We start from the raw sequence: 17,393 nt of genomic DNA on the forward strand, positions 1-17,393 counted from the left end.
TGCCCCGTTTTTCAGCGGGCATTCTTTTATAAAGAAAAATGTTAACGTGTGCATAAAAAGAGGGAGGCAATAAGGATGCAGAAACTGAATAAAAATGTGTACGATCACTATACTCGGTATCCAGAAAAAATTCTCCAATTCGGAGAAGGAAACTTTCTTCGGGGATTTGTTGATTGGCAGATTGATCAATTGAATCAACACGCTAATTTTAATGGGAGCGTGGCAGTTGTCCAGCCAAGAGGCTCAGAAAAAATCAAACGATTAAATCAGCAAGATGGATTATATACGCTTTTTTTACAAGGAATGATAGACGGAGAAGCGGTAAACGAGCATATGATTATCAACTCAATCAGCCGGGGGATTGACCTGTTTTCTGATTATGAAGCATACAAAGAATTGGCATCAAGCGAAGGGCTTCGGTTTATCATCTCCAACACCACTGAGGCTGGGATTGTATGTGAGGAAAAAGATCGTTTAGAGGATAGACCGCAAAAAACATTCCCTGGGAAATTAACTGCATTTCTCTACTTCCGCTATCAGGCTTTTAAAGGAGATCAGACAAAAGGGTGTGTCCTAATCCCATGTGAACTGATTGAGAACAACGGCGAAAAGCTGAAGGAAACGGTTCTTCATTATGCAGGTCTGTGGAAGCTGGAGGAAGGATTTACACAGTGGATTCATGAGGCTAATACATTTTGTAATAGTTTAGTAGATCGGATTGTCCCGGGTTTTCCTGTAGACAGCATCGAGGAGATCACGGCAGATCTTGGCTATCAGGATGATTTGATAGTTGTGGGAGAGCAATATTATTTATGGGTTATCGAGGGGCCTGATTGGATTGGAAAAGAACTTCCCTTTGCGGTTGCAGGGCTGCATACAAAGATCGTCAGCGACCTCACCCCATACCGGACTAAAAAAGTAAGAATTTTAAATGGCGCTCATACAGCAATGACGCCAGTGGCTTTATTATACGGCTTGAAGACTGTTAGGGATGCAGTCGAGCATCCGGAAGTGGGGCGATTTATAAGAGAGCTGATTGATGACGAAATTCTTCCTGTTTTAAAAATGGAAGGTCTTTCTCAGTATGCTGACGATGTGCTGAACCGTTTTAAAAACCCGTATATTAAGCATTACCTGGAAAGCATTGCATTGAACGCCATTTCCAAATTCAAAACGAGAAACCTGCCGACTCTTAAGGAATATTCTGAACAAAAGGGACAGCTTCCTGAACGCTTGGTGTTTTCTTTCAGCGCTCTTCTGTATTTTTATCATAATAATGAGACATTGCAGGATGATCCGGCAGTGCTTCAATTTTTCAAAGAGGTTTGGTGTCAGGAGGATGGCGACATGCTTCGGATTGCATCAAGAGTGTTAGGCGAACAGCGGCTGTGGGGGGCAGATCTCAATGAGATACCGAAGCTGACTGATAGAGTCGCTGTTTACTTGAATCATATTCATGAGCTGGGCATGCAGCGGGCTCTTGAACAATACTGCATACAAGGGGGAGAGGTACGTTGAAGTCGTTTATAAAGATTCATAAGCAAGATAATGTCCTTCTTGCACTGCGGGATATCCAAAAGGGAGAGAGGCTGCATGCGGACGGTGTGTCGGTTGAAGTAAAGGATGATATAAAAAGAGGCCACAAGATTGCATTGCAGCCTATTAAAGAAAATGACAGCATCATCAAGTACGGGTTTCCAATCGGTCATGCATCACAAGATATCTCGATCGGAGAGCATATTCATGTCCATAATACGAAAACAAACCTGTCTGATATCCAATCATACAGCTATACACCGAGATTTGATGAAAATCCGTATTCTAATGAGAACCGGACGTTTAAAGGTTTTAGAAGAGAAAACGGAGATGCGGGTGTACGGAATGAATTGTGGATTGTCCCAACTGTCGGCTGTGTCAATGGAATAGCAGAAAAAATGCTGCAGCGTTTTGTCAGAGAAACAGGGGATATCGCTCCATTTGATAACGTACTGGTGTTAAAGCATCAATACGGATGCTCGCAGCTTGGCGACGATCATGAAAATACGAAGCAAATCCTGCTGAATGCCATTCGCCATCCAAATGCCGGCGGCGTCTTGGTGTTAGGGCTTGGCTGTGAAAACAATGAGCTGGCAAGAATGAAGGAAGCACTGCAAGATGTGAACCTGGAGCGGGTGAAGTTTCTGGAATCCCAGTCGGTGACCGACGAAATGGAGGCAGGCGTTGCTTTGCTGAAGGAAATTCATGAAGCGGCCAAAGGAGATAAGAGAGAAGACATTCCGCTGTCTGAACTGAAGATCGGGCTGAAATGCGGAGGTTCGGACGGTTTTTCCGGCATAACCGCAAACCCGCTGCTTGGACGTTTTTCAGATTATCTCATTGCACAGGGAGGGAGTACTGTGCTGACGGAAGTACCGGAAATGTTCGGCGCAGAAACCATCCTGATGCAGCGGGCTGCCAATGAAGAAGTGTTTCATAAGATAGTCGATTTAATCAATGATTTCAAACAATACTTTATTAAACATGATCAGCCGGTGTACGAAAATCCTTCACCGGGCAACAAAGCGGGCGGCATTTCTACACTTGAGGATAAATCGCTGGGCTGTACGCAAAAAGCGGGGATTTCTCCTGTCACGGATGTCTTGAAATACGGTGAAGTACTCAAGACAAAAGGGCTGACTCTTTTGAGCGCACCGGGCAATGATTTGATCGCCTCCTCCGCATTGGCGGCTGCCGGCTGCCAAATTGTCCTCTTTACAACGGGAAGAGGCACGCCGTTTGGCACCTTTGTCCCGACGGTGAAAGTAGCGACAAACACCGAGCTGTATGAGGCGAAGCCGCATTGGATTGATTTTAACGCAGGCCTTTTAGCAGAGGATGATGTTCATGAGGAATATGTGCTGCGTGAGTTTATCCACTATATGATTGAGGTGGCAAGCGGCCAGCTTGTGAACCATGAAAAAAATGATTTCAAAGAACTCGCCATTTTTAAATCGGGTGTGACGTTATAATAAGAAAAGGCTATCCTTCAAGCGGATAGCCTTCTTCATTAAATCAATTTTAAACCGCTGACTAAAATAATGGACGCCATAATAAATTGCAGCGGACGCGGGGAGAATCGAGGCGAAAGATGGCTCCCGATCAGCACGCCGGGAATTGAACCAATGAGCAGATTAGCTGCCAGCATGTAATCCACGCTTCCGAAGCTTGCGTTCAAAATGCCTGCTGCCGTAACAAGAAGAAAAGCATGCGCGATATCGGTTCCGACAATCTGTGACGCTTTCATGTTAAATAAGTAAATCATGGCAATTGCAAATAATGAGCCAGAACCGATTGATGTTAAGCCGACGATAAACCCAAACACAACACCAATAAGAATCGTCAGCGCCCGCTTATTTTCAAGCGGCATCAGCTGCCAGCGGTTGGGACGAAGTTTTCTATCCAAAAACAAACGAACGATGATTGAAATGGCAACCAGCGTTAACACATATCCTAGAGCGTGCTTAATAATTTCTTCCTGATGCTGGTGAAAGGCGGGGAACAAATGCAATATGCCAATGGCTAGCGAAGCACTCGGAATACTGCCGATGGCTAAGTATTTTACCAATTTAAAGTTAATCGTTTTCTGCCGCCAATGGGAGGCAACGCCAAACAGCTTTGTGATCGAGTTATATACAAGATCTGTACCGACCGCGATGGAAGGATTAATTCCAAGCACAATTAAAAGGGGAGTTAATAAGGCCGCTCCACCCACTCCCGTCAATCCGACTAAGGCTCCGACAAACAAACCCATCAATATGATGCTTACACTCATGATAAAGGCCTCCTGAAAACCCGACTATTTTTATCAGATTATATATGATTAGGACGCGTTAATCAATTAAATTTTTTGAATTTTTGCACGTTAGCTGCTTGAAATTTTGGTATGCTCAATATCTCTATTCATTTGCCCTATAATGAGTGTCTGGACGAAATCGAGAAGTACTAAAGGCTCAAAAAAAAGATACCTCTTAACAGGTATCTTTTTTCTTGTTTACGCTACATGCGCTGCTGATAGAAAGGAAGCTCAGTGTGGCCCATTTCCCGCACATACACGAACAGGTTGCCTTTATGGTGAATTTCATGCTCCATTGCAAGCTGAAGCAGCGCGCGGCCTGTGACTTTTCTGCCGAAAGCGGATGTCAGATCAATTTCTCTGTCCAGCTGCTCTTCAGTCAGCTGTTCAAGGATAGCGGCCGTTTTTTCTGTATATGTTTTTGCCAGAACATTGAGATCTGTTTCTGTTTCTTCCTGCTTGTTTTGAAATGGTGAGGCATTGCCTTCCTTAATGACATTTGCGAACAAGTGGAAAGACGTAAGAATGTGTTTGACCAGCTCTTCTGCTGACATTGATGTTTCTGCCGGTTTGTAGCTGTAATGGTCTTTGCTGATTTTTTCGGCAAGCTCATTGGTCACGTTTCGATGGGATAAAAAATGGCTGACAATTTGATTGGATTGGCTCATTATGATCTCCTCCATATGTAAAAATAAATGGTGCAATGAAATCCTATATCAACGGTTATGAATTCACAAGTAATATGCTGTGGGATGAAACAAAATGCTATGTCAATCGTATATATAACGTTCACAAAACATGAAATGGAGTATAAACATGACTAACATACCTTTCATTTATCAGTACGAAGAAAAAGAGAATGAAAGAGCTGCGGCGGGCTACGGCACTTTCGGTTACCTTATCACACGGATTGAAGAAACGCTTTATAATCAATACGGTGTATTCTATGAGCTCTATGCCAGTGATGATCCAAATACGGAATACTGGGAGCTTCTTGTAGAAGATGTCCGCAGCGGTTCATTGGAGCCTGAGCATGTGGCATATATATTTGAAAAGCTTGAAAAGAAAACCTTTGCTTACGATGAAGATGAGAAAGAACCGGATTATACCGTCCATAAGTCTATAAGAAACAGTGTATACGCGTATCCTGAAAAGGGAGTTGCTTTTGCCAGAATTCCATATTTTCAAGATGGGAGCATTATGAGTTTTGATTGTCTGTTTGCGGTTAACGATGAAAAGATGCGTGCATTTCTGGAGGGAGTCAGACCGCGTCTTTGGGAAAAAAGCAAGCGAAAAGTGACCGTGTTTACGGATGGAGATGGAGGGACTTCAAGAGAGCAGGAAGCCATTGTCAGAGAGGTTCAGCGGAGTCAAGTCATCATGAATCCGCTATTGAAAAAAGAGATATACAGATCAATTGATCAGTTTTTTCATAGTGATAAATCGTTTTATCAAACATATGACATCCCTTACAAGCGCGGCATTCTGTTATATGGACCTCCTGGAAACGGAAAGACGACGTTAGTGAAGTCGATCGCAGGCAGTATCGATGCACCTGTTGCTTATTGGCAAATTACTGAATTTACGTCGAGCGAGACAATAGAAGAAGTCTTTCAGGCAGCGAGACGCCTTGCTCCTGCAGTTCTGGTCATCGAGGATATAGATTCGATGCCGGAAGATGTACGGTCCTTTTTTCTCAATACGCTGGACGGCGCGACATCAAAAGAGGGGCTATTTCTCATCGGCACGACAAACTATCCCGAAGAGATCGATCCAGGTTTGATGAATCGTGCAGGGCGATTTGACCGTGCCTATGAAATCGGGCTTCCGGATGAAGAGCTGCGGCTGGAATATATGAAAATGAGAGGCTTTGGCATCTTTTTGAGTGAAGGAGAAATAAAAAATGCCGCAAAACTTACAGAAGGCTTTTCCTTTGCACAGCTGGGAGAATTATATGTATCTTCAGCCCTTCAATGGCACCAAGAAGGGAATCACCATATTGAAACCATGGTGAAAGACATGACAGGAGAGCAAAGAAAAAGCCAGCGGGGAAGCTGGATGGAAAGAAACAAAGTCGGTTTTCACTAAAAGAAAGCACGGGTGTTTGAAAAACCCGTGCTTTTTTGTTGCGGTTAGCCGAAATTCGACAATTGCGGTTATTTTGCGTTCTTCTTTTTCTTGCAAATATGATAAAATATGACATATCTCGGGTAATTCAAAAAGGGGGGATTAATTGAGGATGAAGCAGACGATTCCGTCCTCTTATGTCGGGCTTAAAATTAATGAATGGTATACTCATATCCGGCAGTTCCACGTCGCTGAAGCCGAACGGGTCAAGCTCGAAGTAGAAAGAGAAATTGAGGATATGGAAGAAGACCAAGATTTGCTGCTGTATTATTCTTTAATGGAGTTCAGGCACCGTGTCATGCTGGATTACATTAAGCCTTTTGGAGAGGACACGTCGCAGCTAGAGTTTTCAGAATTGTTAGAAGACATCGAAGGGAATCAGTACAAGCTGACAGGGCTTCTCGAATATTACTTTAACTTTTTTCGAGGAATGTATGAATTTAAGCAGAAGATGTTTGTCAGTGCCATGATGTATTATAAACGGGCAGAAAAGAATCTTGCCCTCGTCTCGGATGATATTGAGAAAGCAGAGTTTGCTTTTAAAATGGCTGAGATTTTTTACAATTTAAAACAAACCTATGTTTCGATGAGCTACGCCGTTCAGGCATTAGAAACATACCAAATGTATGAAACGTACACCGTCCGCAGAATCCAATGTGAATTCGTTATTGCAGGTAATTATGATGATATGCAGTATCCAGAAAGAGCATTGCCCCACTTAGAACTGGCTTTAGATCTTGCAAAGAAAGAAGGCAATCCCCGCTTGATCAGTTCTGCCCTATATAATCTCGGAAACTGCTATGAGAAAATGGGTGAACTGCAAAAGGCAGCCGAATACTTTGAGAAATCTGTTTCTATTTGCAAGTCGGAAAAGTTCGATAATCTTCCGCATTCTATCTACTCTTTAACACAAGTTCTGTATAAACAAAAAAATGACGCCGAAGCGCAAAAAAAGTATCGTGAAGGATTGGAAATCGCCCGTCAATACAGTGATGAATTATTTGTGGAGCTTTTTCAATTTTTACATGCGTTATACGGAAAAAACATTGACACAGAATCGGTCTCACACACCTTTCAATTTCTTGAAGAACATATGCTGTATCCTTATATTGAAGAGCTGGCGCATGATGCTGCCCAATTCTATATAGAAAACGGACAGCCCGAAAAAGCACTTTCATTTTATGAGAAAATGGTGCACGCACAAAAACAAATCCAGAGAGGAGATTGTTTATATGAAATCTAAATGGATGTCAGGTTTGTTGCTCGTTGCGATCGGGTTCAGCTTTACTCAGGTGATGGTTCATGGAGGTGAAACAGCAAACACAGAAGGGAAAACATTTCATATTGCGGCACGCAATCAAACATGATGCATAAAAAAGACCCTTAGGGGTCTTTTTTATTTCTTCAGCTTCCATTCTTTTATCGTCAGCTCAGAAGATCCACTTGCCACCAGCGGATCCGCATGGCCGATTTCCGCTGCCTCTTCCAGTGAATCTGCTTCGATGACATACGCTCCGCCTGTGGCGTCGCTGAATGGCCCAAACATTTTTAAACGTTTTTCTGCCTGTAAACGATCCAGAAATTCATAGTGCCCAGCCACATGCTCCTGATTAAATTTCTCCGTTCTCATTGTCAGCATTAAATATGTATACATATTCAGACCCTCCGTGAACTTCAGTTTAACACATTTATCCATATTACAGTGATAGATGATATGAGCTTTTCGTCCTACGAATGCCACCTATTTATGAAAAAAGAAAAGGAGAGATGATAGGTGAGCATTCCAGTAAAGAAAAATTTGGTTTCTGAGGCGAAATACGCGTTGAAGTGTCCTAATGCAATGTCCGCTGAATACATTACCATTCACAACACGGCAAACGATGCGTCAGCGGCCAATGAAATCAGCTATATGATCGGGAACACAAGCTCGACAAGCTTTCATTTTGCAGTCGATGATCAAGAGGTGATTCAAGGTCTGCCGCTTAACCGAAACGCCTGGCACACAGGTGACGGTACAAACGGTCCGGGAAACCGCAAATCAATTGGCGTTGAGATTTGCTACAGCAAATCGGGAGGCCCAAAGTATGAGGCAGCTGAAGCCTTGGCGATTTCATTTGTAGCACAGCTTTTGAAGGAGCGCGGCTGGGGCATCGATCGGGTGAGAAAGCACCAGGACTGGAACGGAAAGTATTGCCCGCACCGCATTTTATCAGAGGGGCGCTGGGATCAAGTGAAGGCGGCAATTGAAAAGGAATTAAACGGGGGTGTATCAGCTAAAAAAGCTGCAGTCTCTTCTTCAGCGTCTGTATATCATGTGAAAAAAGGCGACACATTGTCAGGGATTGCCGCATCACACGGAGTCAGTGTGAAAACGCTGCAAAGCATCAATCATATTACTGACCCGAATTACATTAAAGTCGGACAAGTGATCAAACTGCCTCAGACGGCATCTGCTTCTAAAAGCCATGCCGCATCCTCATATCCGCTCCCATCCGGCGTGATCAAAGTGACAAGCCCGCTGACGAAAGGGACAAAAGTAAAGCAGGTGCAGACTGCTTTAGCCGCTCTTTATTTTTATCCTGATAAAGGAGCGAAAAATCACGGCGTTGACGGCGTTTATGGCCCGAAAACAGCAAATGCAGTGAAACGTTTTCAGTCTGTCAGCGGTTTAACGGCTGATGGGATTTACGGTCCGAAAACGAAAGCGAAGCTGGAGGAAAAGCTGTAAATGAAAAGACGGAAGCTGTGAAGCTTCCGTCTTTTTGCCTTACATACAAACTGCGGCAAGCACCTTTTGAATATCATAAATGCTCTCATCTTTTTTAAACTGCTTTGAGACGGCAGGGAGCTCTGCGCCGGAAATCCAAATTTTCAGCTCTGAATCGAGGTCAAAGCGGCCGGCCGTTTCCACGCTGAATCTGGAAATGCTTTTGTACGGAATCGATTGAAACTCCGTTTTCTTGCCTGTGATCCCCTGCTTGTCCACAAGAATAAGCCGCTTGTCAGTGAAGACAATCAAATCGCGAACCAGCTTAAACGCGGCTTCAACCTTCTCACCCTCAAGTAAAATATGAGCAAGCTCTTCTTTTACAGCAGCCGTTGACAGTGTTGACGCATTGCCGAGTAATCCATCAATAAACCCCATCATATACCTCCTCTTCGTATTCTATCAAATCATACTATAAAAAAGGTTTTCATTCATGGATGAGTAGAGTAAACTGGTGCTGAATGGTAAAGGGGGGCGTTCAAGATGAAAGATATGTATGACAGCTTTGCGGCCCTTTCTGCTTCTGAGTCGGAGTATCGGATTATTTATGAGGAGAAAAACGGAAGTGAGCTTATCGTCCTCGGTCCTCACGGCGGCAGAATTGAGCCTGGCGTCAGTGAACTGGTGCGGGCATTTTCGGATCGATGTTCCATCTATTTGTTTGAGGGTCTAAAGCCGCGAAACAACCGTTCCTTGCATCTCACTAGCATTCGTTTTGATGAGCCGCTGGCTTTAGAAAAAGTGAATGACCACCATTACGCATTAGCGTTTCACGGGTATTATGATCCGAAAATCCCGCATACATTGGTCGGGGGGGCGGATCGTAAAAAAGCCAAGCTCATTTGTGAGCGTCTGAATGAAGCGGGTTTTAGCGCCGAGCTCACTAATGAGAAAGACCGCCTGGCAGGTGTACACCCAAACAATATTGTCAATCGGACGAAAAGAGAAATGGGACTGCAATTGGAGGTAAGCACGGCACAGCGAAATGCGCTATTCCGCAATTTTGGGTGCCGTGATAAAAGCTACATACAAAACGATTTGTTTGATCGATATGTGGAAGCCGTCAAGCTTGGCTTTTATAAATAAAACTAGACGGGACCTGCACGGTCGGCCTATTCCTTCATACGCTGGGGTTGTGCGAAAGTGTGGGGAGGAATGATTCATGTTTTATCATATAAAAGAGCTTCAATATCAAGCAAAGCCAGCTCATCCTGATCCGGTTTATGCGAAAAAACTTCAAGAGGTGCTCGGCGGCCAATTCGGTGAAATTAGCGTCATGATGCAGTATTTGTTTCAAGGGTTTAACTGCAGGGCGGATGCTAAGTATAAAGATTTGTTATATGATGTGGGGACCGAAGAGATCGGGCACGTAGAAATGCTGGCAACGATGATTTCCAGGCTTCTGGACAATGCACCCGCGGATGTACAGGAGGAAGCTTATAAAAGCAATCCCGCTATCGCAGCAGTCATGTCAGGTATGAATCCTCAGCACGCGATTGTGTCCGGATTGGGGGCGATGGCATCAGATAGTGAGGGCTATCCGTGGAATGCAAAATACATTATCTCAAGCGGAAACCTGCTGGCTGATTTTCGCGCTAACTTAAATGCGGAGGCCCAAGGACGCCTTCAGGTGACACGGCTTTATGCCATGACCGATGATCCAGGGGTAAGAGATATGCTGTCATTTTTGATTGCAAGGGATACCTATCATCAAAATATGTGGTACGCGGCCATTAAAGAGCTGGAGGAGAGAGAACGGGATATTGTCGTCCCGACGACGTTTCCGCGTGAGCTCGAAAAGCAGGAAGTCTCCTATGACCTGTTTAACTTTTCCAGGGGGGATGAAAGCTCACAAGGAAGATGGGCACATGGGGAAGCCTTTGACGGCCGGGGTGAATTCAGGTATATCCCGGCTCCGATTGCGTTCGCATCTGCGCCTCATCTTAAACCGGCGCCCATGTGGCTGCATAATACAGTTCCCCCAATGTCGAAATGTTAGGTTCTCTTCTGGGCTGAGGAATATATCCTTAGCCCGTATTTGATCAGATGTTTTTGCCAATATGATATAACGCTTTTTCCTCAGCGACCTGCAAGTGCTGCTGATCGCCTTCCTCGTACGCATTTGGCCGCTTGTGAGATAATAAATAAGCGAGCCGCTTCTGAAATTGAATACCTGCTTTACGCCGTTCAAACATGTCAAGCCTTTTATCAGCAAATTCCTTTGTTACCCGGAATACCGCCGCAATTGTGGCGAGTGCCTGGCTTCTCCATTGCGGCAGTTCCATCTGCAACAGCATAAAGGTTGGCACACAGAAGTGGTACATAAATTGATTTGCCTGAAATTCCTGAAGCTCTCTGAAGAGCTTGTTCATCTGAAAATGATTGCCTGCATGCTTTAACACGTGGCACAGCTCATGGCCAAAATCCTCCCATTGCTCTTCCCGTGACTTTTTTTGGTTCAATACGATACTGTACATGCCGTCGTATTTCACCATCATGCTCCCCATATCCTCAAAGTGCACCCAAATATCCAGATCCTTTGCGATTTTCAGCATGTCAATGTGATGAGGGGATGTGATGCCCAGCCGGCCGTATAAATTTTTAACGTATTCCTCCAGATGTGATAAGTAATCGCCCAATTGAATACTCCCTTTCGAACGTTTGTTCTGTTTTTAGCGAGAAAGAAAAGCCCGTATAGGACTGGAAGGTAGTGTAGAAATCTTTCCCTTTTCTTTAAAAAATAAACACTTTTTTCTTTATATCGGTCTACTTTTTATATGTTTTAGAGAACAGAGAACGATTTATTTATTTATTTTTCGGTTTGCGGTTTTTCTCTTTTTCTTTTAAATAGTTGATAAATTCGATGGCCTGCTGTTTGCTTTCTGGGGAAAAATCCTGCATATCGCGGTATGCAAGCTGCAGGTCCGGATCTGAGAACATATCGTCATCGGATTTTTTGTCTTTTCCCGTTAATAAGTAATCAGTCGTTACTTGAAAGTAATCAGCCAGCTTTTGGAGTGTGTCGTAATCGGGTTCGCTTCGCCCGTTTTCATAGTGGGAATATCGTGCCCGTGACACACCGATGTGTGATGCGATTTCTTCCTGTGTCCTTTTCCCTCTGAGACTCTTCAATCTGCCGCCTATCATACTATGACCTCTCTTTTTTAAACTCCCTACGTTACTTATGATTATAGATACAAAATGTATCAAAATAAAGTTATGATAAAAAAAGTATCAAAAATAACTTGATGATACAGATTGTATCGTTTATACTTGGTAACAACTGATACAAAATGTATCAAAAAAGATCAGGAGAGTGATCACATGTATCCGATCCAAATCGTTTTTAGTGAAAATCCCATAGATCAGCGCCATCTCGGACAATCCGGCGGCACCATTTCGTTTACCGCATGCGGCCTTCCGGTGTTTCACTTTGAAACGCAGGAACAGTTTCAAGCATACATGATGTTAAAAGGAGAAGCGGCGTCCAATGAAAAACGATAAAAGCTATCCTTTTCCGACGTATTCAGGGCTATTGAATTCAGAACATTATGACAAAATTGGCCCGGCGCTATGGCTGTTTCTCTGGTTTATCAGCTCAACAACAAAAGAAATCGAAAAAGACGGCGTAAGCTGGGGCATCGTACTCGGCCATAAGCCGTTAAAAGCGAGAGAAATGGCGGCAGTCTTCGGCGTAAGTGAAAAAACCGTCAGAAGATGGCTGGAGCTTCTCGAAAACCATGATTACATAAAGGCCGTCCGTGCGCCATACGGACTGATGATTTCGGTCAAGCATTCCAAAAAATTCAGCTTCAGATCGGACAATACTGTACACGGGAGTCTAAAAGAACGGCCATTTTCGCCGCAGACACCGGACACAAACGACCGTACAGATATAGATAAAACAAACAAATATACTGCTGCTGATGATGCAGTGGATCACATTGCGAAGCGGTTTACACAATTACGGTCGGCTCAAGAAGGACGCACCGTGTATCCTTCCTCAAGAGATTATCAAGCCATCGCCCGCATTGTTGCCATCGGCGTTCCTGTCACGCAAACAATCAAATGGCTTGAAGAATGCTTTCAGGCTTTTGAAAACCGGCGGACCGCCGCTTCTGAAACAATCAAGGCTTTTCGCTACTGCTCGAAATTCATTGAAGATCGATTTTTCGCGCAGCAAGCCAAAAAGAATGCCGCAATTCAGCATGAGAGGATGAAAAAACATGACAAAACGAACAATCGAACAGATTTTGGACGAGCTGAGAAGAGGGAGACGTCCATTACTGGCGGACAAACCGGCCGAATCAGACGCAAGCAGGTATGATTGCCTGCGCTGCAAGGATCAGGGAGGTTATCTCGTCAGGCAGAATGGCCTGGAAGTCTGGACGATGTGCAGCTGCATGGCAGAACGGAAAGTGAAGCGGCTGCTGGGTGCAAGTGAGATTACCCACGCTTTCAGACAACTCGGCTTCAAGGAATTCCGCACGGAGGGAAAGCCGCAGGCTATAAAAGACGCATTTGAGTGTACAAAAGAGTATGTTGCCGATTATGAACAAATCAAGGATTGCCGAAAAAACAGCATTGCCCTTTTAGGACAGCCCGGATCAGGGAAAACACACCTTTTGACCGCCGCTGCCAACGAATTAATGAGAACATGCTATGTGCCTGTCATTTATTTTCCGTTCGTGGAAGGCTTTACTGATCTGAAAAATGATTTTGCCCTATTAGAAGCGAAGCTGAACCGGATGAAGCAGGCGGATGTGCTGTTCATTGATGATCTGTTTAAACCGGTTAACGGCAAACCCCGCGCTACAGATTGGCAATTAGAGCAAATGTATTCGGTACTCAACTATCGCTACTTAAATCATAAACCGATTTTGCTTTCGAGCGAGCTGACAATTGAAGCACTTGTACGGGTCGATGAAGCGCTCGGCACGAGAATCTATGAGATGTGCAGTGACTATTTAGTGATTATCAAAGGAGCAGCCTACGAGCTTAACCATAGATTGGAGGGCGTCAGATAATGTGCAAGCTTTGTCAAACAAAGAAAGTCATTGTGGAACATACCGGTATTGGGGTCGTTTTTCATCCATGTCCGAACTGCCGGTCCGGCACTGACTTAACGCCTGTCATTCAAAAGCTGGAGCAAATGCTGACAGCGGGAAAAGCGAGGCTGAATATCTATGATTAAACAGCTGACTGCTCTAATCACTTTGCTGTTTCGGGCAAAGCGAACAGAAAAAAACATTGAACAATGGTATAAGGACGACGGGAAGTGAAAGTGTTGGCAAAGACAAAACAGGCAGAGAAAAGCCCTGCGCCGTGGCGTGCTGTCCCGTGCGGGGATACGAAACCGATCTATATTTATTCAGCTTACAGTGAAGAAGAAAAAGAAAGATTCCCATATTCAAACGGACGGCTGATTGCCGCTGTATTTGACCTTAGCTCTTATTCGCAAAAAAGCAATGCCGCTTTGATGGCCGCTGCGCCTGAATTGCTGGAAGCGTCTAAAGCAGCGCTTGATTTTCTGAAAGGGAATTCTGTTCATTCAAAGGAGCGCATCATTCAGCTATTAGAAAAAGCTGAAGCAAGCGCTGCACCGAAAAGGGGAGGAAATAAAACATGATTCATCCTAAAAAACTGCTGCATATCGATTCCGTCACGCTTAAGAGCCAGCTGGAGGACGGGAAAATCCGTGTCATTATTGTGGATGGCATCAAGCAAGAAGCATGGATCACAGAAGCGCCCGAGCATGGAAAAACGCTCGTCGAAACAAGAAAGGGCGACCTTGCCCGAGTGGAATTTGAAATCGGCTACAAATTAAATTAAAGCGAAAACAGAATACGTCCAAGACGGAAAGCCTGCGGACACTGATCAACTGCACAGCATTTGTGCGTTGATTGGTGTCCGTTTTTTATTTGCCAAAAATGAGGAGGATCATAGAATGCAAGACTTACTATTTGAATATAAACGAACGCTCAAACAAACAAGAAACCAATATAAACCGCTCGCTGAGGCAGATGAATCCGTGCTCTCAGCTGAAGAGCTGAAGGATAAAAAAATCATTAGAAATATGATTACTGATCTTGAATATGTAACAGAGTGGCTTGAAAAAGGAAGGCAGCCCGGCATCAGACGGGCCATTGACCGGCGTGATGCCTACCAGCGGCTGATGATCAAGGACCCGAGGATCATCGAATCATTTTCCAGCGCTATGATGTTTGAGCCGGACGGACAGGTATCAGAAGAAGACAGAGAGAGAATTCGAGAAGCATTAGCCCTGTTAACGGACAGAGAAAAGGAAATGTTTTTGCTGCATAAGGTAGAATGTTTTTCTTATGAACGGATCGCCGATCTTCTCGGCGTGAAAAAATCGACAGTGCAAACGACGATCAAACGGGCAATCGTAAAGATGCAAAGACAGCAGGAAGAAATGAATCGATCACTTGCATGAAAGCTTGTCATACGTTTGCCACCTATAAGTGAATAGCATGACACATAAGCGGCTGGCTGATCAGCCGCTTTTATGAATAGACAACCATGCTGGAGGTGGCGGTGATGCCGTAGCATGAAAACACAACTTCGCGAACAAGCATTAGCAATCTATCAACAACATCAAGGAAAGATCACAAATCGGGCGATTGCGGACACAATCGGTGTTTCCGCGAAAACAATCGGCATCTGGAAAAAACAAGACAAATGGAAAGAGGTCCTGTTTTCTGCGTCCAAAAACGAACAAAAACAGCGCCCTATAGACAACGATGAATTAAATGAACGCCAGCGGCTGTTTTGCCTGTATTACGTCAAAAGCTTCAATGCCACACAGTCAGCAATCAAAGCGGGCTATTCTCCGGACAGCGCTCATGTGACGGGCAGCCGGCTCTTAAAAAACGAAAAGGTCGCTGCTGAAATCAGACGCATAAAAAAAGAAATGGTCAATGAGATGTTTATTGAAGCGATGGATGTGCTGCAGGTTTATATCAAGATCGCGTTTGCGGATATTACGGACTATGTGACCTTTGGAAAAAAAGAGGTCCAGGCTGTCGGGAAATCGGGTCCGCTGTTTGATGAAGATGATAACCCGATTATGAAGGAAATCAGCTTTGTCGATGTCAAAGACTCGGGGCTCGTTGACGGCACCATTGTAACGGAAGCAAAGCTTGGCAAAGAAGGCATTGCCATCAAGCTTGCAGATAAAATGAAGGCGCTTGAGAAGCTGTCCTTATATTTTGATTTGTTTCCAGATCAATTTAAACAAAAAATTGAAAATGAGAAATTGAAGCTTGCCAAACAAAAAGCGGAGAAAACAGATGACAGCCAGGAGCCGATTGAAATTATGATCAAACGAAAAGAGGGCAAGTCATGATTGTAAAAGAAATCAATCCTCATTTCGAAGATTACGTGTTCAATTGGGAGCAGACGTACCAATTTCTCGTCGGCGGCTACGGCTCCTCCAAAAGCTATCATACGGCATTGAAAATCGTGCTAAAGCTGCTGAAGGAAAAACGGACGGCCCTTGTGATCCGGGAGGTGTTCGATACCCATCGGGATTCGACCTTCGCCTTGTTTCAAGAGGTGATCGAAGAGCTCGGTCTCACAAAGGCTGTGGCATCTCTTTCTTCCCCGCTGCAGCTGCGATTTCACAATGGCAGCCGGATCATGTTCAAAGGAATGGACAATCCGGCAAAATTAAAATCGGTTCATAACATTTCATTAATATGGATTGAAGAGTGCTCAGAGGTGAAGTATGAGGGGTTCAAGGAATTAATCGGACGTCTTCGCCATCCTGAGCTGAAGCTTCATATGATCTGTACCACCAATCCCGTCGGCACCTCCAATTGGACGTACAGACATTTTTTTCGGGATGAACGCAAGAAACGGTTTGTGCTGGATGACAGCGAACTTTACGAAAAGCGGACGATTGTGAAGGGAGATACGTATTACCATCATTCCACCGCTAACGACAATCTTTTTCTCCCGGAAAGCTATCTGAAACAGCTTGACGGACTCAAAGAGTATGATCCCGACCTGTACCGGATTGCCCGCAAAGGACGATTCGGCGTCAATGGGATCAGGGTGCTGCCGCAGTTCGAGGTACTCCCGCATAATCAAATGAAAAAATGTATCGCAGCCATCAGCAAGCCAATCTTTCGTACAGGCATGGATTTTGGATTCGAGGAATCCTATAATGCCGTCGTCCGGCTTGCTGTAGATCCTGAAAAAAAATACCTCTACATTTATTGGGAGTATTATCAAAACAAAATGACAGATGACAGGACGGCTGAGGAGCTGCGTGAGTTTATTGAGACACAGGAATTGATCAAAGCCGACTCGGCTGAGCCGAAAAGCATTCAATATTTCCGCCAGCAGGGCTTTCGGATGGTTGGAGCCAGAAAGTTTCCCGGCTCCAGGCTTCAATATACCAAAAAGGTAAAACGGTTCAAAAAAATCTTCTGTTCGGATCGCTGTGAAAATGTCATCTATGAGCTCAAGACACTTACGTATGCCAAAGATAAAAACGGAGCTCTGATTGAGGATGAATTCACGATTGACCCGCATACGCTTTCTGCCATTTGGTATGCGCTTGATGATTATGAGGTTGCTGATATGAAAGAGACAGCACACAAACGAATCCGGCCGAACCGAGAAAGGAGGAGGTCATAA

Annotated in this window: 23 protein-coding genes; 17 read left to right on the plus strand and 6 right to left on the minus strand. The window is 44.4% G+C overall.

Features of this window, described 5'->3' with window-relative positions; all coding sequences use genetic code 11:
- Positions 1 to 75 precede the first annotated feature (75 nt).
- Both MKX71_RS06715 and MKX71_RS06720 read left to right on the plus strand, forming a co-directional pair.
- Positions 76 to 1,518, plus strand: a complete 1,443-nt coding sequence (locus tag MKX71_RS06715; RefSeq protein ID WP_339231888.1) for a tagaturonate reductase — start codon at positions 76 to 78, stop codon at positions 1,516 to 1,518.
- Positions 1,515 to 3,008 carry an altronate dehydratase family protein gene (locus MKX71_RS06720; protein WP_339231890.1) on the plus strand — a complete coding sequence of 498 codons (1,494 nt, stop codon included), beginning with the start codon at positions 1,515 to 1,517 and terminating at the stop codon, positions 3,006 to 3,008. Before MKX71_RS06715 ends, MKX71_RS06720 begins: the two co-directional genes overlap by 4 nt.
- A gap of 38 nt (positions 3,009 to 3,046) precedes the next feature.
- Here MKX71_RS06720 and MKX71_RS06725 read toward each other — a convergent pair whose 3' ends face one another.
- Together MKX71_RS06725 and MKX71_RS06730 are read right to left on the minus strand one after the other, a co-directional pair.
- Complete coding sequence (locus tag MKX71_RS06725) at positions 3,047 to 3,811, minus strand: sulfite exporter TauE/SafE family protein (RefSeq protein WP_014476525.1); 765 nt, start codon at positions 3,809 to 3,811, stop codon at positions 3,047 to 3,049.
- Positions 3,812 to 4,035: 224 nt separating this feature from the next.
- Entirely contained in the window at positions 4,036 to 4,500 is a 465-nt protein-coding gene (locus MKX71_RS06730; RefSeq protein WP_014479541.1) for a DinB family protein, read from the minus strand.
- Positions 4,501 to 4,648: 148 nt separating this feature from the next.
- Between MKX71_RS06730 and yjoB the strand changes: the two genes are divergently transcribed.
- The 3 genes from yjoB (at position 4,649) to phrA (ending at position 7,326) form a co-directional block, all read left to right on the plus strand.
- The gene (gene yjoB, locus MKX71_RS06735; RefSeq protein WP_230488570.1) at positions 4,649 to 5,920 is read left to right on the plus strand and encodes an ATPase YjoB; all 1,272 of its coding nucleotides are present in this window, start codon (positions 4,649 to 4,651) and stop codon (positions 5,918 to 5,920) included.
- Between the two features lie 145 nt (positions 5,921 to 6,065).
- A complete protein-coding gene (gene rapA, locus MKX71_RS06740; RefSeq protein ID WP_015252291.1) occupies positions 6,066 to 7,202 on the plus strand; it encodes a response regulator aspartate phosphatase RapA in 1,137 nt (378 codons plus the stop codon).
- Positions 7,192 to 7,326: a phosphatase RapA inhibitor PhrA gene (gene phrA / locus MKX71_RS06745; RefSeq protein WP_326237668.1), complete on the plus strand. Its 135-nt coding sequence runs from the start codon at positions 7,192 to 7,194 to the stop codon at positions 7,324 to 7,326. Before rapA ends, phrA begins: the two co-directional genes overlap by 11 nt.
- Before the next feature lie 29 nt (positions 7,327 to 7,355).
- Here phrA and MKX71_RS06750 read toward each other — a convergent pair whose 3' ends face one another.
- Entirely contained in the window at positions 7,356 to 7,613 is a 258-nt protein-coding gene (locus MKX71_RS06750; protein WP_003232731.1) for a YciI family protein, read from the minus strand.
- Between the two features lie 120 nt (positions 7,614 to 7,733).
- Between MKX71_RS06750 and MKX71_RS06755 the strand changes: the two genes are divergently transcribed.
- Positions 7,734 to 8,687 (plus strand): N-acetylmuramoyl-L-alanine amidase, encoded by a 954-nt coding sequence (locus MKX71_RS06755; protein WP_128992665.1) that lies wholly within the window; start codon positions 7,734 to 7,736, stop codon positions 8,685 to 8,687.
- A gap of 39 nt (positions 8,688 to 8,726) precedes the next feature.
- Here MKX71_RS06755 and MKX71_RS06760 read toward each other — a convergent pair whose 3' ends face one another.
- On the minus strand, positions 8,727 to 9,104 hold the full coding sequence (locus MKX71_RS06760; RefSeq protein WP_014479546.1) for a PH domain-containing protein: 378 nt from the start codon (positions 9,102 to 9,104) through the stop codon (positions 8,727 to 8,729).
- A gap of 105 nt (positions 9,105 to 9,209) precedes the next feature.
- Between MKX71_RS06760 and MKX71_RS06765 the strand changes: the two genes are divergently transcribed.
- Positions 9,210 to 9,812 (plus strand): poly-gamma-glutamate hydrolase family protein, encoded by a 603-nt coding sequence (locus tag MKX71_RS06765; protein ID WP_128992666.1) that lies wholly within the window; start codon positions 9,210 to 9,212, stop codon positions 9,810 to 9,812.
- Between the two features lie 76 nt (positions 9,813 to 9,888).
- Entirely contained in the window at positions 9,889 to 10,725 is an 837-nt protein-coding gene (locus MKX71_RS06770) for a manganese catalase family protein (RefSeq protein WP_041351205.1), read from the plus strand.
- Between the two features lie 43 nt (positions 10,726 to 10,768).
- On the opposite strand, the gene MKX71_RS06775 is transcribed toward MKX71_RS06770, so the two are convergent.
- Positions 10,769 to 11,365: an ImmA/IrrE family metallo-endopeptidase gene (locus tag MKX71_RS06775; RefSeq protein ID WP_003232721.1), complete on the minus strand. Its 597-nt coding sequence runs from the start codon at positions 11,363 to 11,365 to the stop codon at positions 10,769 to 10,771.
- A gap of 166 nt (positions 11,366 to 11,531) precedes the next feature.
- On the minus strand, positions 11,532 to 11,873 hold the full coding sequence (gene xre, locus MKX71_RS06780; RefSeq protein WP_003232719.1) for an HTH-type transcriptional regulator Xre: 342 nt from the start codon (positions 11,871 to 11,873) through the stop codon (positions 11,532 to 11,534).
- A 177-nt stretch (positions 11,874 to 12,050) separates the two neighbouring features.
- Between xre and MKX71_RS06785 the strand changes: the two genes are divergently transcribed.
- From MKX71_RS06785 to MKX71_RS06825, 9 genes are all read left to right on the plus strand, one after another.
- Entirely contained in the window at positions 12,051 to 12,230 is a 180-nt protein-coding gene (locus MKX71_RS06785) for a hypothetical protein (protein WP_015715728.1), read from the plus strand.
- Positions 12,217 to 13,053, plus strand: coding sequence for a phage-like element PBSX protein XkdB (locus MKX71_RS06790; RefSeq protein WP_003245799.1), 837 nt, complete (start codon positions 12,217 to 12,219; stop codon positions 13,051 to 13,053). The genes MKX71_RS06785 and MKX71_RS06790 overlap by 14 nt, the downstream gene beginning before the upstream one ends.
- The gene (locus MKX71_RS06795; protein ID WP_015252287.1) at positions 12,953 to 13,753 is read left to right on the plus strand and encodes an ATP-binding protein; all 801 of its coding nucleotides are present in this window, start codon (positions 12,953 to 12,955) and stop codon (positions 13,751 to 13,753) included. The genes MKX71_RS06790 and MKX71_RS06795 overlap by 101 nt, the downstream gene beginning before the upstream one ends.
- Positions 13,753 to 13,920 carry a hypothetical protein gene (locus MKX71_RS06800; protein WP_003245588.1) on the plus strand — a complete coding sequence of 56 codons (168 nt, stop codon included), beginning with the start codon at positions 13,753 to 13,755 and terminating at the stop codon, positions 13,918 to 13,920. The genes MKX71_RS06795 and MKX71_RS06800 overlap by 1 nt, the downstream gene beginning before the upstream one ends.
- A gap of 84 nt (positions 13,921 to 14,004) precedes the next feature.
- Positions 14,005 to 14,355 (plus strand): phage-like element PBSX protein XkdD, encoded by a 351-nt coding sequence (gene xkdD, locus MKX71_RS06805; protein WP_021479479.1) that lies wholly within the window; start codon positions 14,005 to 14,007, stop codon positions 14,353 to 14,355.
- Positions 14,352 to 14,558, plus strand: coding sequence for a phage-like element PBSX protein XtrA (gene xtrA / locus MKX71_RS06810; RefSeq protein ID WP_003244900.1), 207 nt, complete (start codon positions 14,352 to 14,354; stop codon positions 14,556 to 14,558). The genes xkdD and xtrA overlap by 4 nt, the downstream gene beginning before the upstream one ends.
- Positions 14,559 to 14,673: 115 nt before the next feature.
- Positions 14,674 to 15,183 (plus strand): sigma-70 family RNA polymerase sigma factor, encoded by a 510-nt coding sequence (locus tag MKX71_RS06815; RefSeq protein ID WP_024572595.1) that lies wholly within the window; start codon positions 14,674 to 14,676, stop codon positions 15,181 to 15,183.
- A gap of 114 nt (positions 15,184 to 15,297) precedes the next feature.
- Complete coding sequence (gene xtmA, locus MKX71_RS06820; RefSeq protein WP_339231891.1) at positions 15,298 to 16,095, plus strand: phage terminase small subunit; 798 nt, start codon at positions 15,298 to 15,300, stop codon at positions 16,093 to 16,095.
- Positions 16,092 to 17,393 carry a PBSX family phage terminase large subunit gene (locus MKX71_RS06825; RefSeq protein ID WP_003232697.1) on the plus strand — a complete coding sequence of 434 codons (1,302 nt, stop codon included), beginning with the start codon at positions 16,092 to 16,094 and terminating at the stop codon, positions 17,391 to 17,393. The genes xtmA and MKX71_RS06825 overlap by 4 nt, the downstream gene beginning before the upstream one ends.

The organism is Bacillus sp. FSL M8-0071 (assembly GCF_037975455.1).
GTDB classification, from domain to species: domain Bacteria; phylum Bacillota; class Bacilli; order Bacillales; family Bacillaceae; genus Bacillus; species Bacillus subtilis.

Bases quoted from the DNA above. Each gene is read 5' to 3' on its own strand.
- MKX71_RS06715 (WP_339231888.1), top strand. From the start codon at position 76: ATGCAGAAACTGAATAAAAATGTGTACGATCACTATACTCGGTATCCA.
- MKX71_RS06725 (WP_014476525.1), bottom strand. From the start codon at position 3,811: ATGAGTGTAAGCATCATATTGATGGGTTTGTTTGTCGGAGCCTTAGTC.
- MKX71_RS06730 (WP_014479541.1), bottom strand. From the start codon at position 4,500: ATGAGCCAATCCAATCAAATTGTCAGCCATTTTTTATCCCATCGAAAC.
- yjoB (WP_230488570.1), top strand. From the start codon at position 4,649: ATGACTAACATACCTTTCATTTATCAGTACGAAGAAAAAGAGAATGAA.
- phrA (WP_326237668.1), top strand. From the start codon at position 7,192: ATGAAATCTAAATGGATGTCAGGTTTGTTGCTCGTTGCGATCGGGTTC.
- MKX71_RS06750 (WP_003232731.1), bottom strand. From the start codon at position 7,613: ATGTATACATATTTAATGCTGACAATGAGAACGGAGAAATTTAATCAG.
- MKX71_RS06760 (WP_014479546.1), bottom strand. From the start codon at position 9,104: ATGGGGTTTATTGATGGATTACTCGGCAATGCGTCAACACTGTCAACG.
- MKX71_RS06765 (WP_128992666.1), top strand. From the start codon at position 9,210: ATGAAAGATATGTATGACAGCTTTGCGGCCCTTTCTGCTTCTGAGTCG.
- MKX71_RS06770 (WP_041351205.1), top strand. From the start codon at position 9,889: ATGTTTTATCATATAAAAGAGCTTCAATATCAAGCAAAGCCAGCTCAT.
- xre (WP_003232719.1), bottom strand. From the start codon at position 11,873: ATGATAGGCGGCAGATTGAAGAGTCTCAGAGGGAAAAGGACACAGGAA.
- MKX71_RS06785 (WP_015715728.1), top strand. From the start codon at position 12,051: ATGTATCCGATCCAAATCGTTTTTAGTGAAAATCCCATAGATCAGCGC.
- MKX71_RS06790 (WP_003245799.1), top strand. From the start codon at position 12,217: ATGAAAAACGATAAAAGCTATCCTTTTCCGACGTATTCAGGGCTATTG.
- MKX71_RS06795 (WP_015252287.1), top strand. From the start codon at position 12,953: ATGACAAAACGAACAATCGAACAGATTTTGGACGAGCTGAGAAGAGGG.
- MKX71_RS06800 (WP_003245588.1), top strand. From the start codon at position 13,753: ATGTGCAAGCTTTGTCAAACAAAGAAAGTCATTGTGGAACATACCGGT.
- xtrA (WP_003244900.1), top strand. From the start codon at position 14,352: ATGATTCATCCTAAAAAACTGCTGCATATCGATTCCGTCACGCTTAAG.
- MKX71_RS06815 (WP_024572595.1), top strand. From the start codon at position 14,674: ATGCAAGACTTACTATTTGAATATAAACGAACGCTCAAACAAACAAGA.
- xtmA (WP_339231891.1), top strand. From the start codon at position 15,298: ATGAAAACACAACTTCGCGAACAAGCATTAGCAATCTATCAACAACAT.
- MKX71_RS06825 (WP_003232697.1), top strand. From the start codon at position 16,092: ATGATTGTAAAAGAAATCAATCCTCATTTCGAAGATTACGTGTTCAAT.